Source organism: Lysobacter sp. cf310 (genome assembly GCF_900114355.1).
GTDB lineage: Bacteria > Pseudomonadota > Gammaproteobacteria > Xanthomonadales > Xanthomonadaceae > Lysobacter.
In genome coordinates this window covers 975,957-990,915 of the sequence record NZ_FOSS01000002.1, presented here as the reverse complement: position 1 = coordinate 990,915, position 14,959 = coordinate 975,957, and the positions used below count along the sequence as shown (strand labels likewise).

Sequence of the window (14,959 nt, the reverse complement as noted above, 5' to 3'; positions counted from 1 at the left end):
AAGCTGGTGGACGCGCTGGACACGTTCATTCCGCAGCCGGAGCGCGCGATCGACAAGCCGTTCCTGATGCCGGTGGAAGACGTGTTCTCGATTTCGGGCCGCGGCACCGTGGTGACCGGCCGTATCGAGCGCGGCATCATCAAGGTGGGCGACGAAATCGAAATCGTCGGTATCCGTCCGACGCAGAAGACCACGGTCACGGGCGTCGAGATGTTCCGCAAGCTGCTGGACCAGGGTCAGGCGGGCGACAACGCCGGTCTGCTGCTGCGCGGCACCAAGCGTGACGACGTCGAGCGCGGCCAGGTGCTGGCCAAGCCGGGTTCGATCACCCCGCACACCGAGTTCGAAGCCGAAGTCTACGTGCTGTCGAAGGACGAAGGCGGCCGTCACACCCCGTTCTTCAAGGGTTACCGTCCGCAGTTCTACTTCCGCACGACCGACATCACCGGCGCGGTGACGCTGCCGGACGGCGTCGAGATGGTCATGCCGGGCGACAACATCAAGATGGTCGTGTCGCTGATCAACCCGGTGGCGATGGACGACGGCCTGCGCTTCGCGATCCGCGAAGGCGGTCGTACGGTCGGCGCCGGCGTGGTGGCGAAGATCATCAAGTGATCTTTCGGGCCGGGCGCCCCTGGCGCCCGGCTTGGTCGAAGGTCCTTCCCGCGTAGGCGGGGACGAGGCGACACCGCTTGCGCATGCAGCGAGCGGCGATGGGGCCTCAAGATCCAGTCTCACCGCTTCATGCAACACAGGAGCCAGGGTTCGCGCCCGGGTTCCGGGTCCTCCGGGCCGGCCCTTTCGGGGCGCCGACCCGGGCATCCGCCGCCGATCGGGCGGGGCGCTTGCGTCCTTCCCGGCAATACGGTTAGAATGCTCGACCACCGCGCCAGGTCTGTGAATTCAGGCCCGGCACGACCAGCGAAATGAGGAGCAGGACGCACCTCGTATTCGCCAGACAGGGATATGTCGCACGGCAGCGCTCCGTACGTTCCGGGCCCTTGAGGCTTCCAAGGAACGCACACGGGGCCCTTCGTGCGTTCTGCTCAGTCTGGGCGGATCGGGAAACCGGTCTGCCTTAGTTTTTTTCCAGGCAAGGAAGCTCCGGGGCGAGGGTGCTGCTCTGGAGTGTTTGCGTTTTCGTGGGGTTCGGCACACCCAGAAGCCGGCCCGTCGCTCTTTCAACCAAGGAATTCCGTCATGGCGGACCAAAAGATCCGGATTCGGCTGAAGGCGTACGATCATCGTTTGATCGACCGCTCGGCCAGCGAGATCGTCGAGACGGCTAAGCGGACCGGCGCGCAAGTGCGCGGCCCGATCCCGCTGCCGACCAAGATCGAGCGTTACACCGTTCTGGTTTCCCCGCACGTCGATAAGGACGCGCGTGACCAGTACGAGACCCGCACGCACAAGCGCGTGCTCGACATCGTCGACCCCAACGACAAGACCGTGGACGCGCTGATGAAGCTCGAACTCGCGGCTGGCGTCGACGTGCAGATCAAGCTGACCTGAGGCAAGCCACCATGACCGCGAAGAAATATTCGTTGGGCATCGTCGGCCGTAAGGCCGGCATGAGCCGCGTCTTCCTCGCCGACGGTAAGTCGGTGCCGGTGACGCTGATCGAAGCCACTCCGAACCGTATCACCCAGATCAAGACCACCGACACCGACGGCTACAGCGCCGTGCAGGTGACGGTCGGCGTGCGCCGCGCTGCGCTCGTCAACAAGCCGGAAGCCGGTCACCTCGCCAAGGCGAAGGTCGAAGCCGGTCGCGGCCTGTGGGAGCTGCGCGTGGAAGCCGACCAGATCGGCGCTTTCGAAGTGGGCGGCGAGATCAAGGCCGACATCTTCTCCGAAGGCCAGATCGTCGACGTCCAGGGCATCACCAAGGGCAAGGGCTTCCAGGGCACGATCAAGCGCTGGAATTTCCGCATGGGCGACGCGACGCACGGTAACTCGCTGTCGCACCGCTCGCCGGGTTCGATCGGCCAGCGCCAGACGCCGGGTCGCGTTTTCCCGGGCAAGAAGATGTCCGGTCACATGGGCGCCGTCCAGCAGAGCACGCAGGGCCTGGAAGTGGTCAAGGTCGACGCCGAGCGCGGCCTGATCGCCATCAAGGGCGCCGTGCCGGGCGCGCCGGGCGGCGACGTGATCGTCCGTCCGACGAGCAAGGGAGCATAACGATGGAACTTGCCATCAACGGTAGCGACAAGAAGCTGTCGGTTTCCGACGCCATCTTCGATCGCGAATTCAGCGAAGACCTGGTCCACCAGGTCGTTGTGGCCTACCGCAACGCGGGCCGCGCCGGCACCAAGGCGCAGAAGACGCGTTCGGAAGTCAACGGCACCACCAAGAAGTCGAAGAAGCAGAAGGGCGGCGGTGCGCGTCACGGCGCGCTGACGGCTCCGATCTTCGTCGGCGGCGGCGTGACCTTCGCGGCCAAGCCGCGCAGCTTCGCGCAGAAGGTCAACCGCAAGATGTACCGCGCAGCGATGGCTGCGATCCTGTCGGAGTTGAACCGTCAGGGCCGCATCACCGTCGTCGAGACGCTGGACATCGACTCGCCGAAGACCTCGGGCATGGTCGCCAAGCTGAAGTCGCTCGAAATGGGCCGTCGTCCGCTGCTCGTCACCGAGGAAGCCTCCGAGAATCTGTACCTCTCGGCGCGCAACCTGCCCTACGTTGAAGTCCGCGACGTGCAGGGACTCGATCCGGTCGCCCTCGTCGGCGCCGATTCGATCGTGTTCACGACCGATGCGGTCAAGAAGATCGAGGAGTGGCTGGCATGAACGACGCCAAGCTCTACAGCATCATCCGTGCGCCGCGCGTGTCCGAAAAGACCGCGCGTCTGCAGGAAGTTTCCAACCAATACGTCTTCGAAGTCGCGACGGACGCTACCAAGGCCGACATCAAGGTCGCCGTGGAAAAGCTGTTCGACGTGAAGGTCGAGGCGGTGAATGTGGTCAACGTGAAGGGCAAGAACAAGGCCTTCAAGTTCCGCATGGGCCGTCGCGCCGACTGGCGTAAGGCGTACGTGAAGCTGGCCGCTGGCCAGTCGATCGACGTGATTGCCAAGCCCTGAGGAAAGACCCATGGCATTGATGACTTTCAAGCCCACTTCCCCCGGCCGCCGCAGCGCGGTCCGCGTGGTGACGCCGGGCCTGCATAAGGGCGCGCCGCACGCGGCGTTGGTCGAGAAGCAGAGCAAGAGCGGCGGCCGTAACCACCACGGTCGCATCACCACCCGTCACATCGGCGGTGGCCACAAGCAGCATTACCGCATCATCGACTTCAAGCGCGACAAGGTCGGCATCCCCGCCCGCGTCGAGCGGATCGAATACGATCCGAACCGCACCGCGCACATCGCGCTGCTGTGCTACGTCGATGGCGAGCGCCGTTACATCATCGCCCCCAAGGGCCTGAAGGACGGCGACCAGGTGATCGCGGGCCGCGACGCCCCGATCCGCGTCGGCAACACGCTGCCGCTGAGCAACATCCCGGTCGGCACCACCGTGTGCTGCGTCGAGATGAAGCCGGGCAAGGGCGCCCAGCTGGCCCGTGCGGCCGGCGCCAGCGCCTACCTGGTGGCTCGCGAGCAGGGCTACGCCACGCTGCGTCTTCGCTCCGGCGAAATGCGCAAGGTGCCCGTCGAGTGCGGCGCCACGATCGGCGAAGTCGGCAACGACGAACACAGCCTCGAGAAGCTCGGCAAGGCCGGCGCCAAGCGCTGGCGCGGTATCAAGCCGACCGTCCGCGGTGCGGCCATGAACCCGGTCGACCATCCGCACGGCGGTGGTGAGGCCAAGGCTGGCCAGGGCAACCCGCATCCGGTCACCCCGTGGGGTGTGCCGACCAAGGGTTACAAGACGCGTAAGAACAAGCGTACGCAGCAGTTCATCGTTCGCGATCGCAGGAGCTAATCGGCCATGGCACGTTCACTCAAGAAAGGTCCGTTCGTCGACCACCATCTGATGAAGAAGGTGGAAGTCGCGGGCAACAACAAGAAGCCGATCAAGACCTGGTCGCGTCGCTCGATGGTGCTGCCGGAGATGGTGGGTTTCACCATCGCGGTGCACAACGGCAAGAACCACATCCCGGTGTTGGTCAACGAAAATATGGTTGGCCACAAGCTTGGCGAATTCGCCCTGACCCGTACGTTTAAGGGTCACGGCGGCGACAAGAAGTCGGGCAAGTAAGGAGATGACCATGGAAGCGAAAGCCATCCTGCGCACCGCGCGCATCTCCCCGCAGAAGGCCCGCCTGGTCGCCGACCAGGTGCGCGGTCTGTCCGCCGAACGCGCCGTCAACCTGCTGAAGTTCTCGGATAAGAAGGCAGCTGCACTGATCCGCAAGGTCGTGGAGTCCGCCATCGCCAACGCCGAGAACAACCAGGGCGCCGACGTCGACGAGCTCAAGGTCAAGACCATCATGGTGGACGAGGGTCCCGCACTTAAGCGCTTCATGGCGCGTGCGAAGGGCCGCGGCACCCGCATCCTCAAGCGCACCAGCCACATTACTGTGGTTGTGGGCGCGGGCAAGTAAGGCGGAGTCAGACAATGGGTCATAAAGTTCATCCGACCGGTATCCGCCTTGGTATCTCCAAGGACTGGAACTCCAAGTGGTTCGCCGGCAAGAAGCAGTACGCCGAGTACCTGGCTGCCGACCTCAAGGTCCGCGAGATGCTTCGCAAGAAGCTCGCGCAGGCCGGCATCTCGAAGATCTTCATCGAGCGTCCGGCCAACAACGCCCGCGTCACGATCCACACCGCCCGTCCGGGCGTGGTGATCGGCAAGCGCGGCGAGGACATCGAGAAGCTGCGTAAGGAAGTCAGCGCGCTGATGGGCGTTCCGGCGCACATCAACGTGACCGAGGTCCGCAAGCCGGAACTCGACGCGCAGCTGGTCGCCGAGTCGATCGCTCAGCAGCTCGAGCGCCGCATCATGTTCCGTCGCGCGATGAAGCGCGCCGTGGGCAACGCGATGCGCCTGGGTGCCCTGGGCATCAAGGTCAACGTGGCCGGCCGTCTCAACGGCGCCGAGATCGCGCGTTCGGAGTGGTACCGCGAAGGCCGCGTGCCTCTGCACACCCTGCGCGCCGACATCGACTACGGCTTCGCTGAAGCCAAGACGACGTACGGCATCATCGGCATCAAAGTCTGGGTTTACCGCGGCGAAATCTTCGATTTCTCGCAGGTCGGCCAGGAAAAGCAGGACGATTCGCCGCGCAGCGATCGTGGTGACCGCGGCGACCGCGGCGACCGTAACGACCGCCCGGGCCGTCCTGCCCGCGAACAGAGGTAATCCGCCATGTTGCAACCCAAGCGAACCAAGTACCGCAAGGTACACAAGGGCCGCAATGAGGGCCTGAGCTGGAACGGCAATGCCGTCAGCTTCGGCGAATACGGCCTCAAGGCGACCGCACACGGCCAGCTGACCGCGCGTCAGATCGAAGCGGCTCGCCGCTCGATCAGCCGCTACGTCAAGCGCGGCGGCAAGATGTGGATCCGCGTGTTCCCGGACAAGCCGATCACCAAGAAGCCGATCGAGGTCCGAATGGGCTCCGGTAAGGGCAACGTCGAGTACTGGGTCGCTCAGATCCAGCCCGGTCGCATGATTTACGAGATCGAAGGTGTCGCTGAGGACGTCGCGCGTGAAGCGTTCCGTCTGGCGGCCGCCAAGCTCTCGGTGACCACCACTTTCGTTACCCGGACGGTGCGCTAATGGAACTCAAGCAACTGCGCGAGAAGTCGGCTGACGAGCTCAAGGCTCATCTGGTCGACCTGCACAAGGAGAGCTTCGCCCTCCGCATGCAGAAGGCCACCGGTCAGCTCGCTAAGACTCATGAGGCCCGCCGTGTTCGCCGCGAGATCGCTCGCGTGAACATGCTGCTGGGTCAGAAGAAGTAAGGACCCACGCCATGACCGACAACAACACAGAGAAGGCGCTGCGCACGGTTGAAGGCCGGGTCGTCAGCAACAAGATGGACAAGACCGTCACCGTGCTCGTCGAGCGTCAGGTCAAGCACGCGCTGTACGGCAAGTACATCCGTCGCTCGACCAAGCTCCACGCCCACGACGCCGAGAACGCCTGCAAAGAAGGCGATATCGTGCGAGTGAAGGAAATTGCGCCGATGTCGAAGACCAAGAACTGGAGCGTGGTTGAGATCGTCAGCCGCGTGGCCGAATAAGAGGAGGCTGAACCATGATCCAGATGCAAAGCTACCTCGCCGTGGCCGACAACTCCGGTGCTAAAGAAGTGATGTGCATCAAGGTGCTCGGCGGCTCCAAGCGCCGTTACGCGCACATTGGCGACATCATCAAGGTCACCGTCAAGGACGCGATCCCGCGCGGCAAGGTCAAGAAGGGCGACGTCTACGACGCCGTCGTGGTCCGTACCCGCAAGGGCGTTCGTCGCCCCGACGGTTCGCTGATCCGCTTCGATGGCAACGCTGCGGTGTTGCTCAACAACAAGCATGAGCCGATCGGCACCCGTATCTTCGGGCCCGTGACTCGCGAGCTGCGCTCGGAGAAGTTCATGAAGATCGTCTCGCTCGCGCCTGAAGTGCTCTGAGCGGAGGAACTAGACCATGAACCGTATCAAGAAGGGCGATCAGGTGATCGTCACCGCCGGCAAGGACAAGGGCAAGAAGGGCGACGTCGTGCGCGTTCTCGGCGACAAGGTCGTCGTGGCGAACATCAACATCGTCAAGCGCCACACCAAGCCGAATCCGCAGGCCAACCAGCCGGGCGGCGTGATCGAGCGCGAAGCGCCGATCCACATTTCCAACGTCATGCTGTTCAACCCGGCCACCGGCAAGGGCGAACGCATCGGTTTCAAGGTGCTGGAGGATGGACGCAAACTGCGTGTGTTCCGCTCCAGCGGTGAGGCGGTTGACGCCTGAGGAATGCTGAAATGACCACCCGGCTCGAAGAGTTCTACAAGAATGAAGTGGTTCCTGCGCTGACCGAGAAGTTCGGTTACAAGAACCCGATGGAAGTGCCGCGCCTGAGCAAGATCACGCTGAACATGGGCGTGGGCGAGGCTGCGACCAACAAGAAGATCCTGGAAAATGCCGTCGCCGACATGGCCAAGATCTCCGGCCAGAAGCCGATCGTGACGAAGACCCGCGTGTCGGTGGCTTCGTTCAAGATCCGCGACGGCTGGCCGATCGGCGCCAAGGTCACCCTGCGCCGCGCCAAGATGTACGAGTTCATGGACCGCCTGATCAACATCTCGCTGCCGCGCGTGCGCGACTTCCGCGGTGTCTCGGGTCGTTCGTTCGACGGCCGTGGCAACTACAACATGGGCGTCAAGGAACAGATCATCTTCCCGGAAATCGATTTCGACCAGGTCGATGCGCTGCGCGGCATGGACATCGCGATCACCACGACCGCGAAGACCGATGCCGAGGCCAAGGCCCTGCTCGAAGCCTTCCGCTTCCCGTTCCGCAACTGAGTCTAGGATTGAACTATGGCTAAGACCTCCATGATCAACCGCGACATCAAGCGGACCAAGCTGGTGAAGAAGTTCGCCGGCAAGCGTGATGCGCTGAAGAAGATCATCTCCAGCGACAGCTCCTCCTACGAGGAGAAGCTGGAAGCCGCCGTCAAGCTGCAGAAGCTGCCGCGCGACTCCTCGCCGAGCCGCCAGCGCAACCGCTGCGCCCTGACCGGCCGTTCGCGCGGCGTCTACCAGAAGTTCGGCCTGGGCCGCAACAAGCTGCGTGAAGCCACCATGCGCGGCGACGTGCCTGGTCTTCGCAAGGCAAGCTGGTAAGATAGTCGGCTGTCCCAGCTGTACCGCCGCGGCCCTCGGGTCGCGGCGGCGCTGTTGAAAGTGTCGTAACCCGTTGTATTTATTACTGAAATTCGCAATCCCGCGGATATCGGTGCTACTCATAGGTGATATTCAATGAGCATGACTGATCCCATCGCCGACATGCTGGTCCGCATCAAGAATGCGGCGGCTGTTCGGAAGCAGACGGTGAAGATGCCGTCGTCCAAGGTGAAGGTGGCCATCGCCGCCGTGCTGAAGGACGAGGGCTACATCCTGGACTCGCGCGTGGTCCAGACCACGCCGGGCAAGGCCGAACTCGAAATCTCGCTGAAGTACTACGAAGGCAAGCCGGTGATCGAGCGCCTCCAGCGCTACTCCCGCTCGGGCCTGCGTCAGTACCGCGGCAAGGAAGCGCTGCCCAAGGTCCTCGGCGGCCTGGGTATCGCCATCATCTCCACCTCGAAGGGCATCATGACCGATGCGCAGGCGCGCCAGCAGGGCGTCGGCGGTGAAGTCCTGTGCTTCGTGGCCTAAGGGAGGAACGAAAATGTCCCGAGTTGCCAAGAAGCCGATCGCTCTCCCGAAGGGCGTCGAACTGAACGTGCAGGCCGACAACGTCAGCGCCAAGGGCCCGAAGGGCACCCTGTCGATCGCGAAGCCGGCGGCCATCAACCTGCAGATCGAAAACGGCGAAGCCGTGTTCACCACCGAAGACGCCGCGCTGATCCCGCTCACGGGCACCCTGCGCGCGATCCTCGCGAACATGGTCAAGGGCGTCTCCGAAGGCTTCGAGCGCAAGCTCGAGCTGGTCGGCGTCGGCTACCGCGCCTCGATGCAGGGCCAGGACCTGAACCTCTCGCTGGGTTTCTCGCACCCGGTGCTGTTCAAGGCTCCGGAAGGCATCACCATCGCTACCCCCACCCAGACCGAGATCGTGGTCCAGGGCGCGGACAAGCAGCGCGTCGGTGAAGTCGCCGCCAAGATTCGCGGTTTCCGTCCGCCGGAGCCCTACAAGGGCAAGGGCGTGAAGTACGCCGGCGAAGTCATCATCCGCAAGGAAGCCAAGAAGGCCTAAGGAACGCATCGCCCTCGCAGGGCCGTGCCGACCCCCCTTCAGCTTTCGGAGATCAGAACATGAACAAGAACATTTCCCGCCTGCGTCGCGCCAAGTCCACCCGCGCGCACATCCGCGAACTCGGCGTGCCGCGTCTGTCGGTGCTGCGCACCGGTCAGCACCTGTACGCCCAGGTCTTCACCGCCGACGGCTCCAAGGTCCTGGCTGCCGCCTCGACCGTGCAGGCCGACGTCAAGGAAGGTCTGAAGAACGGCAAGAACGCCGAGGCCGCCGTCAAGGTCGGCCACGCGATCGCCGCCAAGGCCAAGGCCGCCGGCATCGAGAAGGTCGCGTTCGACCGTTCGGGTTACCGCTACCACGGTCGCATCAAGGCTCTGGCCGATGCGGCTCGCGAAGGCGGCCTGAAGTTCTAAGGCTTGAAGGCGAGGGGATTCGTCCCCACGCCTGAACCAGACAACTGCCGGCGCGGTCTGCGCCGGGCGTCAGGACGGGTTCCCGTCCTGGTCGCGGCACCCGATGCATATCACAACCATAAGCGGCGACGCCGCAAATCCCATAAACCTACGAGATATCGAAATGGCTGAAGAACAGCGTGCACCGCGGGGTCGTGATCGCGACCGTAACCGCGAAGAGATCGACGACGGCATGATCGAGAAGCTGATCGCGGTCAACCGCGTCAGCAAGACCGTCAAGGGCGGTCGCCAGTTCACCTTCACCGCGCTGACGGTGGTGGGCGACGGCAACGGCAAGGTCGGCTTCGGCTACGGCAAGGCGCGCGAAGTGCCGGTCGCGATCCAGAAGTCGATGGAATACGCCCGCAAGGCGATGAACAACGTCGATCTGAACAACGGCACCTTGTGGCACGCCGTGAAGTCGGGCCACGGCGCGGCGCATGTGTTCATGCAGCCGGCGTCGGAAGGTACCGGCGTGATCGCCGGCGGCGCGATGCGCGCCGTGCTGGAAGCGGTCGGCGTCAAGAACGTGCTGGCCAAGGCCACCGGTTCGCGCAACCCGATCAACCTGGTTCGCGCCACGCTGAAGGGTCTCACCGGCATGCATTCGCCGGCCAAGATCGCGGCCAAGCGCGGCAAGAAGGTGGAGGATCTCAACCATGGCTAAGGCTGCTAACAAGCCGGTCGAAGGCGGCACCGTCACGGTGCGCCTCGTCAAGGGTCTGCGTGGCTGCCAGTCGCGTCACCGTCTGTCGGTGAAGGCGCTGGGCCTGAACAAGCTCAACGACGTGCGGACGCTGAAGGACAGCCCGCAGGTTCGTGGCCTGATCAACACGGTCCACTACCTGGTTCAGGTCGAGGGCTAAGGAGAACATCATGCGTCTCAATACACTCAAGCCGGCTGACGGCGCCCGCGAAGACCGCAAGCGCGTCGGTCGCGGTATCGGTTCCGGCCTCGGCAAGACCGCCGGCCGCGGCCACAAGGGTTCGTTCGCTCGTTCGGGCAAGGGCAAGATCAAGGCCGGCTTCGAAGGCGGTCAGACCCCGATGCAGCGTCGTCTGCCGAAGATCGGCTTCCGCTCCAAGACCGCCAAGGACACCGCCGAAGTGCTGTCCTACCAGCTGGACAAGCTGGAAGCCGGCGAGATCGATTTCGCCAAGCTGCTGGCGGCCAAGCTGGTCCCGACCACGGCCAAGCAGGCGAAGATCGTGAAGAAGGGCGAGCTGAACAAGGCGTTCGTGCTCAAGGGCGTGCTGGCCACGGCCGGTGCTAAGGCCGCTATCGAAGCGGCCGGCGGCAAGGTCGAGGAGTAAGCGATACATGGCGCGGAGCAGCAACGCGATGGCCGGTCTCGGCGGCGGTCTCGGTAAGTTCACCGAGCTCCGCCAACGTCTGCTGTTCGTAGTCGGCGCATTGATCGTCTACCGCATCGGTTGCTACATCCCGGTGCCGGGCGTCAATCCCGAGGCGATGCTCAAGCTCATGGAGTCGCAGAAGGGCACGATCGTGGACATGTTCAACATGTTCTCGGGCGGCGCCCTTCACCGTTTCAGCCTGTTCGCGCTGAACGTGATGCCGTACATCTCGGCGTCGATCATCGTGCAGCTGCTGGTGCAGATCGTGCCCAGCCTGAAGGCCATCCAGAAGGAAGGCGAGTCGGGCCGGCGCAAGATCAACCAGTGGTCGCGCATGGGTGCGATCCCCCTGGCCGTGTTCCAGGCCTGGGGTATCGCGACGGCCTTGCAGGCCGGCGGCGCGAGCCAGGGCATTCCGGTGGTCTACAACCCGGGTCCGGGCTTCATCCTGACCGCGGTGATCGCGTTGACCGCGGGCACCATGTTCCTGATGTGGATCGGCGAGCAGGTGACCGAGCGCGGCATCGGCAACGGCGTGTCGTTGATCATCTTCGCCGGCATCGTCGCGGGCCTGCCCGCCGCGGTGATCACGATGTTCACCCAGATCAACGACGGCACCATGAACCCCATGACCGCGATCGCGGTGGTGGCCATCGTGGTGGTGTTCACCTATCTGGTGGTGTTCGTCGAGCGCGGCCAGCGGCGGATCACGGTCAATTACGCCCGTCGTCAGGGCGGCCGTAACGCCTACATGAACCAGTCGTCGTTCCTGCCGTTGAAGCTCAACATGTCCGGCGTGATCCCGGCCATCTTCGCCTCGAGCATCGTGATGTTCCCGGCGACGGCGGCCACCTGGTTCAGCCAGAGCAGCTCGGCCACCTGGCTGCAGCGGGTCAGCCAGTGGCTGAACCCGGGCGAGCCGCTGCATATGATCCTGTATGCGGCCCTGATCATCGGTTTCGCCTTCTTCTATACGGCGCTGGTGTTCAACTCGCAGGAAACGGCCGACAATCTGAAGAAGTCGGGCGCGCTGATTCCGGGTATCCGCCCGGGCAAGGCGACGGCCGACTATGTCGACGGCGTGCTGACCCGCCTCACGGCGGCCGGCGCGGCTTATCTGGTGATCGTCTGTCTCCTCCCGGAGATCATGCGCACCCAACTGGGCACCTCGTTCTACTTCGGCGGCACCTCGTTGCTGATCGTGGTGGTGGTGGTGATGGATTTCATCGCTCAAGTCCAGGCTCATCTGATGTCGCATCAGTACGAGAGCCTGTTGAAGAAGGCGAACTTGAAGGGCGGCTCGCGCGGCGGTCTCGCGCGCGGGTGAGCCAGGGCCATTCCGCGCGCCAGAGTAGCGCGCGGGGCGAGCAGGGCGGGATCGCCCTGTTCAGCCAGTCCTGGTTCGTCGCCGGAGCATGGGCACACTCCCCATGCCGTGGTTCCGTGGCACCCCTGGGTGCCGCGGGGCTTCCTATTAACCCGAGACCTTGTTAAAATTTCCAGTTCACTCCGCCGGGATTAATCCGTCTCGGCCGCCAAACTCAGTTGGAGATCGCGTTATGGCGCGTATTGCGGGCGTCAATTTGCCTGCCCAGAAGCATGTCTGGGTCGGTTTGCAAAGCATTTTCGGCATCGGCCGTACCCGTTCGAAGAAGGTCTGCGATGCCGCAGGCGTGAATTCTTCGACCAAGATCCGTGACCTGTCCGAGCCGGAAGTCGAGCGCCTGCGCGCCGAAGTCGGCAAGTACGTGGTCGAAGGCGACCTGCGTCGCGAGGTCGGTATCGCTATCAAGCGTCTGATGGACCTGGGCTGCTACCGCGGCCTGCGTCACCGCCGCGGCTTGCCGCTGCGCGGTCAGCGCACGCGTACCAATGCACGTACCCGTAAGGGTCCGCGCAAGGCCATCAGGAAGTAAGGGGTAGACCATGGCTAAGCCGGCAGCTGCAAAAACCAAGAAGAAGATCAAGCGCGTCGTCACCGACGGCATCGCCCACGTCCACGCTTCTTTCAACAACACGATCATCACGATCACCGACCGCCAGGGCAACGCGCTCTCGTGGGCGACTTCGGGCGGCGCGGGTTTCCGCGGCTCGCGTAAGTCGACCCCGTTCGCCGCTCAGGTCGCCGCCGAAAAGGCAGGCCGTGCTGCGCTCGACTACGGCGTGAAGTCGCTGGAAGTGCGCATCAAGGGTCCGGGTCCGGGCCGTGAGTCCGCCGTTCGTTCTTTGAACAACGTCGGTTACAAGATCATGAACATCATCGACGTGACGCCTATCCCGCACAACGGGTGCCGTCCGCCGAAGAAGCGTCGCGTCTGAGGAGCTGAAGAAAAATGGCTCGTTATATCGGTCCCACCTGTAAGCTCGCTCGTCGCGAAGGCGCCGACCTCGGCTTGAAGTCGTCCGCTCGCGCACTCGATTCGAAGTGCAAGCTCGAGCAGAAGCCCGGCCAACACGGCCCCACCGCCCGCAAGGGCAAGCTGTCCGACTACGCCACCCAGCTTCGCGAGAAGCAGAAGGTCAAGCGTATCTACGGTCTGCTGGAACGTCAGTTCCGCAACTACTACAAGAAGGCTTCGACCAAGAAGGGCAACACCGGCGAAAACCTGCTGCAGCTCCTGGAGACGCGTCTCGACAACGTGATCTACCGCATGGGCTTCGCGGTTACCCGTCCGGCCGCCCGTCAGCTGGTCTCGCACCGCGGCGTTACGGTTAACGGCAAGTCCGTCAACCTGCCGTCCTACCAGGTCAAGGCCGGCGACGCGATCGCGTTGTCCGAGCGGGCCCAGAAGCAGCTGCGCGTGCAGGAATCCCTGACCGTCGCTTCGCAGATGGACCTCTCGCCGTCCTGGGTCGAGGTCGACAGCAAGAAGTTCAGCGGTGTGTTCAAGGCTGTGCCGGATCGTGCCGATCTGCCGGCCGATATCAACGAAGCGCTGATCGTCGAGCTGTACTCGAAGTAATTATCTTTTGAAGCCCCGGTTCGCCGGGGCCTCGCAGGAGACACCGAAACATGACGGTTACCGCCAACCAGGTACTGCGTCCGCGCGGTCCCCAGATCGAACGCCTTGCCGGCAATCGCGCCAAGGTCGTGATCGAGCCGCTGGAACGCGGCTACGGCCACACCCTCGGCAATGCGCTGCGCCGTGTGCTGCTGTCTTCGATCCCGGGTTTCGCCATCACCGAAGTCGAAATCGATGGCGTGCTCCACGAGTACACCACCGTTGAAGGTCTCGAAGAGGACGTGCTCGAAGTCCTGTTGAACCTCAAGGACGTCGCCATCCGCATGCACACCGGCGACGCTTCCACCCTGTCGCTGGCCAAGCAGGGTCCTGGCATCGTCACCGCCGGTGACATCAAGACCGACCACAACGTCGAGATCCTGAACACCGAGCACGTGATCTGCCACCTGACCAAGGACACGGCGATCAACATGCGTCTGAAGATCGAGCGTGGTTTCGGCTACCAGCCGGCCGCCACGCGTCGTCGTCCGGACGAAGAAACCCGCACCATCGGCCGCCTGATGCTGGATGCCAGCTTCTCGCCGGTCCGTCGCGTCGCCTATGCCGTCGAAGCCGCGCGCGTCGAACAGCGTACCGACCTCGACAAGCTGGTGCTGGACATCGAAACCAACGGCACGATCGACGCCGAGGAAGCCGTGCGCACCGCCGCCGACATCCTCACCGATCAGCTGTCGGTGTTCGGCGATTTCACCCACCGCGACCGCGGTGCGGCGAAGCCGGCCACCAGCGGCATCGATCCGATCCTGCTGCGTCCGATCGACGATCTCGAGCTCACCGTTCGTTCGGCCAACTGCCTCAAGGCCGAGAGCATCTACTACGTCGGCGATCTGATCCAGAAGACCGAAGTCGAGCTGCTCAAGACCCCGAACCTGGGCAAGAAGTCGCTCACCGAGATCAAGGAAGTGCTGGCTCAGCGCGGCCTGTCCCTCGGCATGAAGCTGGAAAACTGGCCGCCGGCCGGGATCGCTCAGCACGGCATGATGGGCTGAGCCCCAGCCTCGCTTGCGCGGCATTGCCGCGCGGCCGGGGCGAACGCCCGACGCGCTGCGTCGGGCAGGGGAGCGACAAGGGTCCACGCCGAAGCTAGCCGAAGCGTGGACTCTTGATCCATCGACAGTTACGCAACACCGCAACACGCAACACAGACGTCGACGGGCCCCAGGCCCGCGACGATGCCCGATCAGGACGACCGGGCTCGGACCATCCGCAGTCCATGCAACAACGCCATGAAGGCGACAGCGAACCTCAATAGCGACACCATTCATTAGGAAATACGACC

The 14,959-nt window shown here is 63.7% G+C and carries 27 protein-coding genes; all 27 read left to right on the top strand.

The window, feature by feature from the left end:
- Positions 1-615, top strand: a 615-nt coding sequence (locus BMZ45_RS11330; RefSeq protein WP_254776600.1) for an EF-Tu C-terminal domain-related protein, incomplete at its 5' end; no start/stop codon positions are given.
- Between the two features lie 585 nt (positions 616-1,200).
- Positions 1,201-1,512 (top strand): 30S ribosomal protein S10, encoded by a 312-nt coding sequence (gene rpsJ, locus BMZ45_RS11325; protein ID WP_022968186.1) that lies wholly within the window; start codon positions 1,201-1,203, stop codon positions 1,510-1,512.
- A gap of 11 nt (positions 1,513-1,523) precedes the next feature.
- Positions 1,524-2,180 carry a 50S ribosomal protein L3 gene (gene rplC, locus BMZ45_RS11320; protein ID WP_056172304.1) on the top strand — a complete coding sequence of 219 codons (657 nt, stop codon included), beginning with the start codon at positions 1,524-1,526 and terminating at the stop codon, positions 2,178-2,180.
- 2 nt (positions 2,181-2,182) lie between these two features.
- Positions 2,183-2,788, top strand: coding sequence for a 50S ribosomal protein L4 (rplD, locus tag BMZ45_RS11315; RefSeq protein ID WP_055902318.1), 606 nt, complete (start codon positions 2,183-2,185; stop codon positions 2,786-2,788).
- A complete protein-coding gene (rplW, locus tag BMZ45_RS11310; RefSeq protein ID WP_056172307.1) occupies positions 2,785-3,081 on the top strand; it encodes a 50S ribosomal protein L23 in 297 nt (98 codons plus the stop codon). Before rplD ends, rplW begins: the two co-directional genes overlap by 4 nt.
- A gap of 10 nt (positions 3,082-3,091) precedes the next feature.
- Positions 3,092-3,919: a 50S ribosomal protein L2 gene (gene rplB / locus BMZ45_RS11305; RefSeq protein ID WP_091636282.1), complete on the top strand. Its 828-nt coding sequence runs from the start codon at positions 3,092-3,094 to the stop codon at positions 3,917-3,919.
- Positions 3,920-3,925: 6 nt separating this feature from the next.
- Entirely contained in the window at positions 3,926-4,195 is a 270-nt protein-coding gene (gene rpsS / locus BMZ45_RS11300; RefSeq protein ID WP_091636279.1) for a 30S ribosomal protein S19, read from the top strand.
- 10 nt (positions 4,196-4,205) lie between these two features.
- Positions 4,206-4,541, top strand: a complete 336-nt coding sequence (rplV, locus tag BMZ45_RS11295) for a 50S ribosomal protein L22 (RefSeq protein ID WP_056176302.1) — start codon at positions 4,206-4,208, stop codon at positions 4,539-4,541.
- Between the two features lie 14 nt (positions 4,542-4,555).
- On the top strand, positions 4,556-5,299 hold the full coding sequence (rpsC, locus tag BMZ45_RS11290; RefSeq protein ID WP_056172314.1) for a 30S ribosomal protein S3: 744 nt from the start codon (positions 4,556-4,558) through the stop codon (positions 5,297-5,299).
- 6 nt (positions 5,300-5,305) lie between these two features.
- Positions 5,306-5,719 carry a 50S ribosomal protein L16 gene (gene rplP, locus BMZ45_RS11285; RefSeq protein WP_055902334.1) on the top strand — a complete coding sequence of 138 codons (414 nt, stop codon included), beginning with the start codon at positions 5,306-5,308 and terminating at the stop codon, positions 5,717-5,719.
- Positions 5,719-5,904, top strand: coding sequence for a 50S ribosomal protein L29 (gene rpmC / locus BMZ45_RS11280; protein ID WP_056172318.1), 186 nt, complete (start codon positions 5,719-5,721; stop codon positions 5,902-5,904). The genes rplP and rpmC overlap by 1 nt, the downstream gene beginning before the upstream one ends.
- Positions 5,905-5,915: 11 nt before the next feature.
- On the top strand, positions 5,916-6,185 hold the full coding sequence (gene rpsQ / locus BMZ45_RS11275) for a 30S ribosomal protein S17 (protein ID WP_055902341.1): 270 nt from the start codon (positions 5,916-5,918) through the stop codon (positions 6,183-6,185).
- Positions 6,186-6,199: 14 nt separating this feature from the next.
- The gene (rplN, locus tag BMZ45_RS11270) at positions 6,200-6,568 is read left to right on the top strand and encodes a 50S ribosomal protein L14 (protein WP_056172322.1); all 369 of its coding nucleotides are present in this window, start codon (positions 6,200-6,202) and stop codon (positions 6,566-6,568) included.
- Between the two features lie 16 nt (positions 6,569-6,584).
- The gene (gene rplX / locus BMZ45_RS11265; RefSeq protein ID WP_056172324.1) at positions 6,585-6,899 is read left to right on the top strand and encodes a 50S ribosomal protein L24; all 315 of its coding nucleotides are present in this window, start codon (positions 6,585-6,587) and stop codon (positions 6,897-6,899) included.
- 11 nt (positions 6,900-6,910) lie between these two features.
- Entirely contained in the window at positions 6,911-7,453 is a 543-nt protein-coding gene (gene rplE, locus BMZ45_RS11260) for a 50S ribosomal protein L5 (RefSeq protein ID WP_056172328.1), read from the top strand.
- Positions 7,454-7,468: 15 nt separating this feature from the next.
- Complete coding sequence (gene rpsN, locus BMZ45_RS11255) at positions 7,469-7,774, top strand: 30S ribosomal protein S14 (protein WP_056172331.1); 306 nt, start codon at positions 7,469-7,471, stop codon at positions 7,772-7,774.
- A gap of 135 nt (positions 7,775-7,909) precedes the next feature.
- Positions 7,910-8,308 carry a 30S ribosomal protein S8 gene (gene rpsH, locus BMZ45_RS11250; RefSeq protein WP_091636277.1) on the top strand — a complete coding sequence of 133 codons (399 nt, stop codon included), beginning with the start codon at positions 7,910-7,912 and terminating at the stop codon, positions 8,306-8,308.
- Between the two features lie 13 nt (positions 8,309-8,321).
- Positions 8,322-8,849 carry a 50S ribosomal protein L6 gene (gene rplF / locus BMZ45_RS11245; RefSeq protein WP_091636274.1) on the top strand — a complete coding sequence of 176 codons (528 nt, stop codon included), beginning with the start codon at positions 8,322-8,324 and terminating at the stop codon, positions 8,847-8,849.
- 59 nt (positions 8,850-8,908) lie between these two features.
- Positions 8,909-9,262 carry a 50S ribosomal protein L18 gene (rplR, locus tag BMZ45_RS11240; protein WP_056172342.1) on the top strand — a complete coding sequence of 118 codons (354 nt, stop codon included), beginning with the start codon at positions 8,909-8,911 and terminating at the stop codon, positions 9,260-9,262.
- 163 nt (positions 9,263-9,425) lie between these two features.
- A complete protein-coding gene (gene rpsE, locus BMZ45_RS11235; protein ID WP_055902361.1) occupies positions 9,426-9,968 on the top strand; it encodes a 30S ribosomal protein S5 in 543 nt (180 codons plus the stop codon).
- Positions 9,961-10,167 (top strand): 50S ribosomal protein L30, encoded by a 207-nt coding sequence (rpmD, locus tag BMZ45_RS11230; RefSeq protein WP_036111762.1) that lies wholly within the window; start codon positions 9,961-9,963, stop codon positions 10,165-10,167. Before rpsE ends, rpmD begins: the two co-directional genes overlap by 8 nt.
- A 10-nt stretch (positions 10,168-10,177) precedes the next feature.
- The gene (gene rplO, locus BMZ45_RS11225) at positions 10,178-10,615 is read left to right on the top strand and encodes a 50S ribosomal protein L15 (RefSeq protein ID WP_055902365.1); all 438 of its coding nucleotides are present in this window, start codon (positions 10,178-10,180) and stop codon (positions 10,613-10,615) included.
- A gap of 7 nt (positions 10,616-10,622) precedes the next feature.
- Positions 10,623-11,984: a preprotein translocase subunit SecY gene (gene secY, locus BMZ45_RS11220; RefSeq protein ID WP_091636272.1), complete on the top strand. Its 1,362-nt coding sequence runs from the start codon at positions 10,623-10,625 to the stop codon at positions 11,982-11,984.
- 232 nt (positions 11,985-12,216) lie between these two features.
- Entirely contained in the window at positions 12,217-12,573 is a 357-nt protein-coding gene (rpsM, locus tag BMZ45_RS11215) for a 30S ribosomal protein S13 (RefSeq protein ID WP_056172351.1), read from the top strand.
- Between the two features lie 10 nt (positions 12,574-12,583).
- Positions 12,584-12,976, top strand: a complete 393-nt coding sequence (gene rpsK, locus BMZ45_RS11210) for a 30S ribosomal protein S11 (RefSeq protein WP_055902370.1) — start codon at positions 12,584-12,586, stop codon at positions 12,974-12,976.
- A gap of 14 nt (positions 12,977-12,990) precedes the next feature.
- Positions 12,991-13,620 carry a 30S ribosomal protein S4 gene (gene rpsD / locus BMZ45_RS11205; RefSeq protein ID WP_055902372.1) on the top strand — a complete coding sequence of 210 codons (630 nt, stop codon included), beginning with the start codon at positions 12,991-12,993 and terminating at the stop codon, positions 13,618-13,620.
- A 50-nt stretch (positions 13,621-13,670) separates the two neighbouring features.
- Complete coding sequence (rpoA, locus tag BMZ45_RS11200; protein WP_091636269.1) at positions 13,671-14,669, top strand: DNA-directed RNA polymerase subunit alpha; 999 nt, start codon at positions 13,671-13,673, stop codon at positions 14,667-14,669.
- Positions 14,670-14,959: the final 290 nt, after the last annotated feature.

Coding starts and splice junctions, on each gene's coding strand:
- rpsJ (WP_022968186.1), top strand. CDS start 1,201: ATGGCGGACCAAAAGATCCGGATTCGGCTGAAGGCGTACGATCATCGT.
- rplC (WP_056172304.1), top strand. CDS start 1,524: ATGACCGCGAAGAAATATTCGTTGGGCATCGTCGGCCGTAAGGCCGGC.
- rplD (WP_055902318.1), top strand. CDS start 2,183: ATGGAACTTGCCATCAACGGTAGCGACAAGAAGCTGTCGGTTTCCGAC.
- rplW (WP_056172307.1), top strand. CDS start 2,785: ATGAACGACGCCAAGCTCTACAGCATCATCCGTGCGCCGCGCGTGTCC.
- rplB (WP_091636282.1), top strand. CDS start 3,092: ATGGCATTGATGACTTTCAAGCCCACTTCCCCCGGCCGCCGCAGCGCG.
- rpsS (WP_091636279.1), top strand. CDS start 3,926: ATGGCACGTTCACTCAAGAAAGGTCCGTTCGTCGACCACCATCTGATG.
- rplV (WP_056176302.1), top strand. CDS start 4,206: ATGGAAGCGAAAGCCATCCTGCGCACCGCGCGCATCTCCCCGCAGAAG.
- rpsC (WP_056172314.1), top strand. CDS start 4,556: ATGGGTCATAAAGTTCATCCGACCGGTATCCGCCTTGGTATCTCCAAG.
- rplP (WP_055902334.1), top strand. CDS start 5,306: ATGTTGCAACCCAAGCGAACCAAGTACCGCAAGGTACACAAGGGCCGC.
- rpmC (WP_056172318.1), top strand. CDS start 5,719: ATGGAACTCAAGCAACTGCGCGAGAAGTCGGCTGACGAGCTCAAGGCT.
- rpsQ (WP_055902341.1), top strand. CDS start 5,916: ATGACCGACAACAACACAGAGAAGGCGCTGCGCACGGTTGAAGGCCGG.
- rplN (WP_056172322.1), top strand. CDS start 6,200: ATGATCCAGATGCAAAGCTACCTCGCCGTGGCCGACAACTCCGGTGCT.
- rplX (WP_056172324.1), top strand. CDS start 6,585: ATGAACCGTATCAAGAAGGGCGATCAGGTGATCGTCACCGCCGGCAAG.
- rplE (WP_056172328.1), top strand. CDS start 6,911: ATGACCACCCGGCTCGAAGAGTTCTACAAGAATGAAGTGGTTCCTGCG.
- rpsN (WP_056172331.1), top strand. CDS start 7,469: ATGGCTAAGACCTCCATGATCAACCGCGACATCAAGCGGACCAAGCTG.
- rpsH (WP_091636277.1), top strand. CDS start 7,910: ATGAGCATGACTGATCCCATCGCCGACATGCTGGTCCGCATCAAGAAT.
- rplF (WP_091636274.1), top strand. CDS start 8,322: ATGTCCCGAGTTGCCAAGAAGCCGATCGCTCTCCCGAAGGGCGTCGAA.
- rplR (WP_056172342.1), top strand. CDS start 8,909: ATGAACAAGAACATTTCCCGCCTGCGTCGCGCCAAGTCCACCCGCGCG.
- rpsE (WP_055902361.1), top strand. CDS start 9,426: ATGGCTGAAGAACAGCGTGCACCGCGGGGTCGTGATCGCGACCGTAAC.
- rpmD (WP_036111762.1), top strand. CDS start 9,961: ATGGCTAAGGCTGCTAACAAGCCGGTCGAAGGCGGCACCGTCACGGTG.
- rplO (WP_055902365.1), top strand. CDS start 10,178: ATGCGTCTCAATACACTCAAGCCGGCTGACGGCGCCCGCGAAGACCGC.
- secY (WP_091636272.1), top strand. CDS start 10,623: ATGGCGCGGAGCAGCAACGCGATGGCCGGTCTCGGCGGCGGTCTCGGT.
- rpsM (WP_056172351.1), top strand. CDS start 12,217: ATGGCGCGTATTGCGGGCGTCAATTTGCCTGCCCAGAAGCATGTCTGG.
- rpsK (WP_055902370.1), top strand. CDS start 12,584: ATGGCTAAGCCGGCAGCTGCAAAAACCAAGAAGAAGATCAAGCGCGTC.
- rpsD (WP_055902372.1), top strand. CDS start 12,991: ATGGCTCGTTATATCGGTCCCACCTGTAAGCTCGCTCGTCGCGAAGGC.
- rpoA (WP_091636269.1), top strand. CDS start 13,671: ATGACGGTTACCGCCAACCAGGTACTGCGTCCGCGCGGTCCCCAGATC.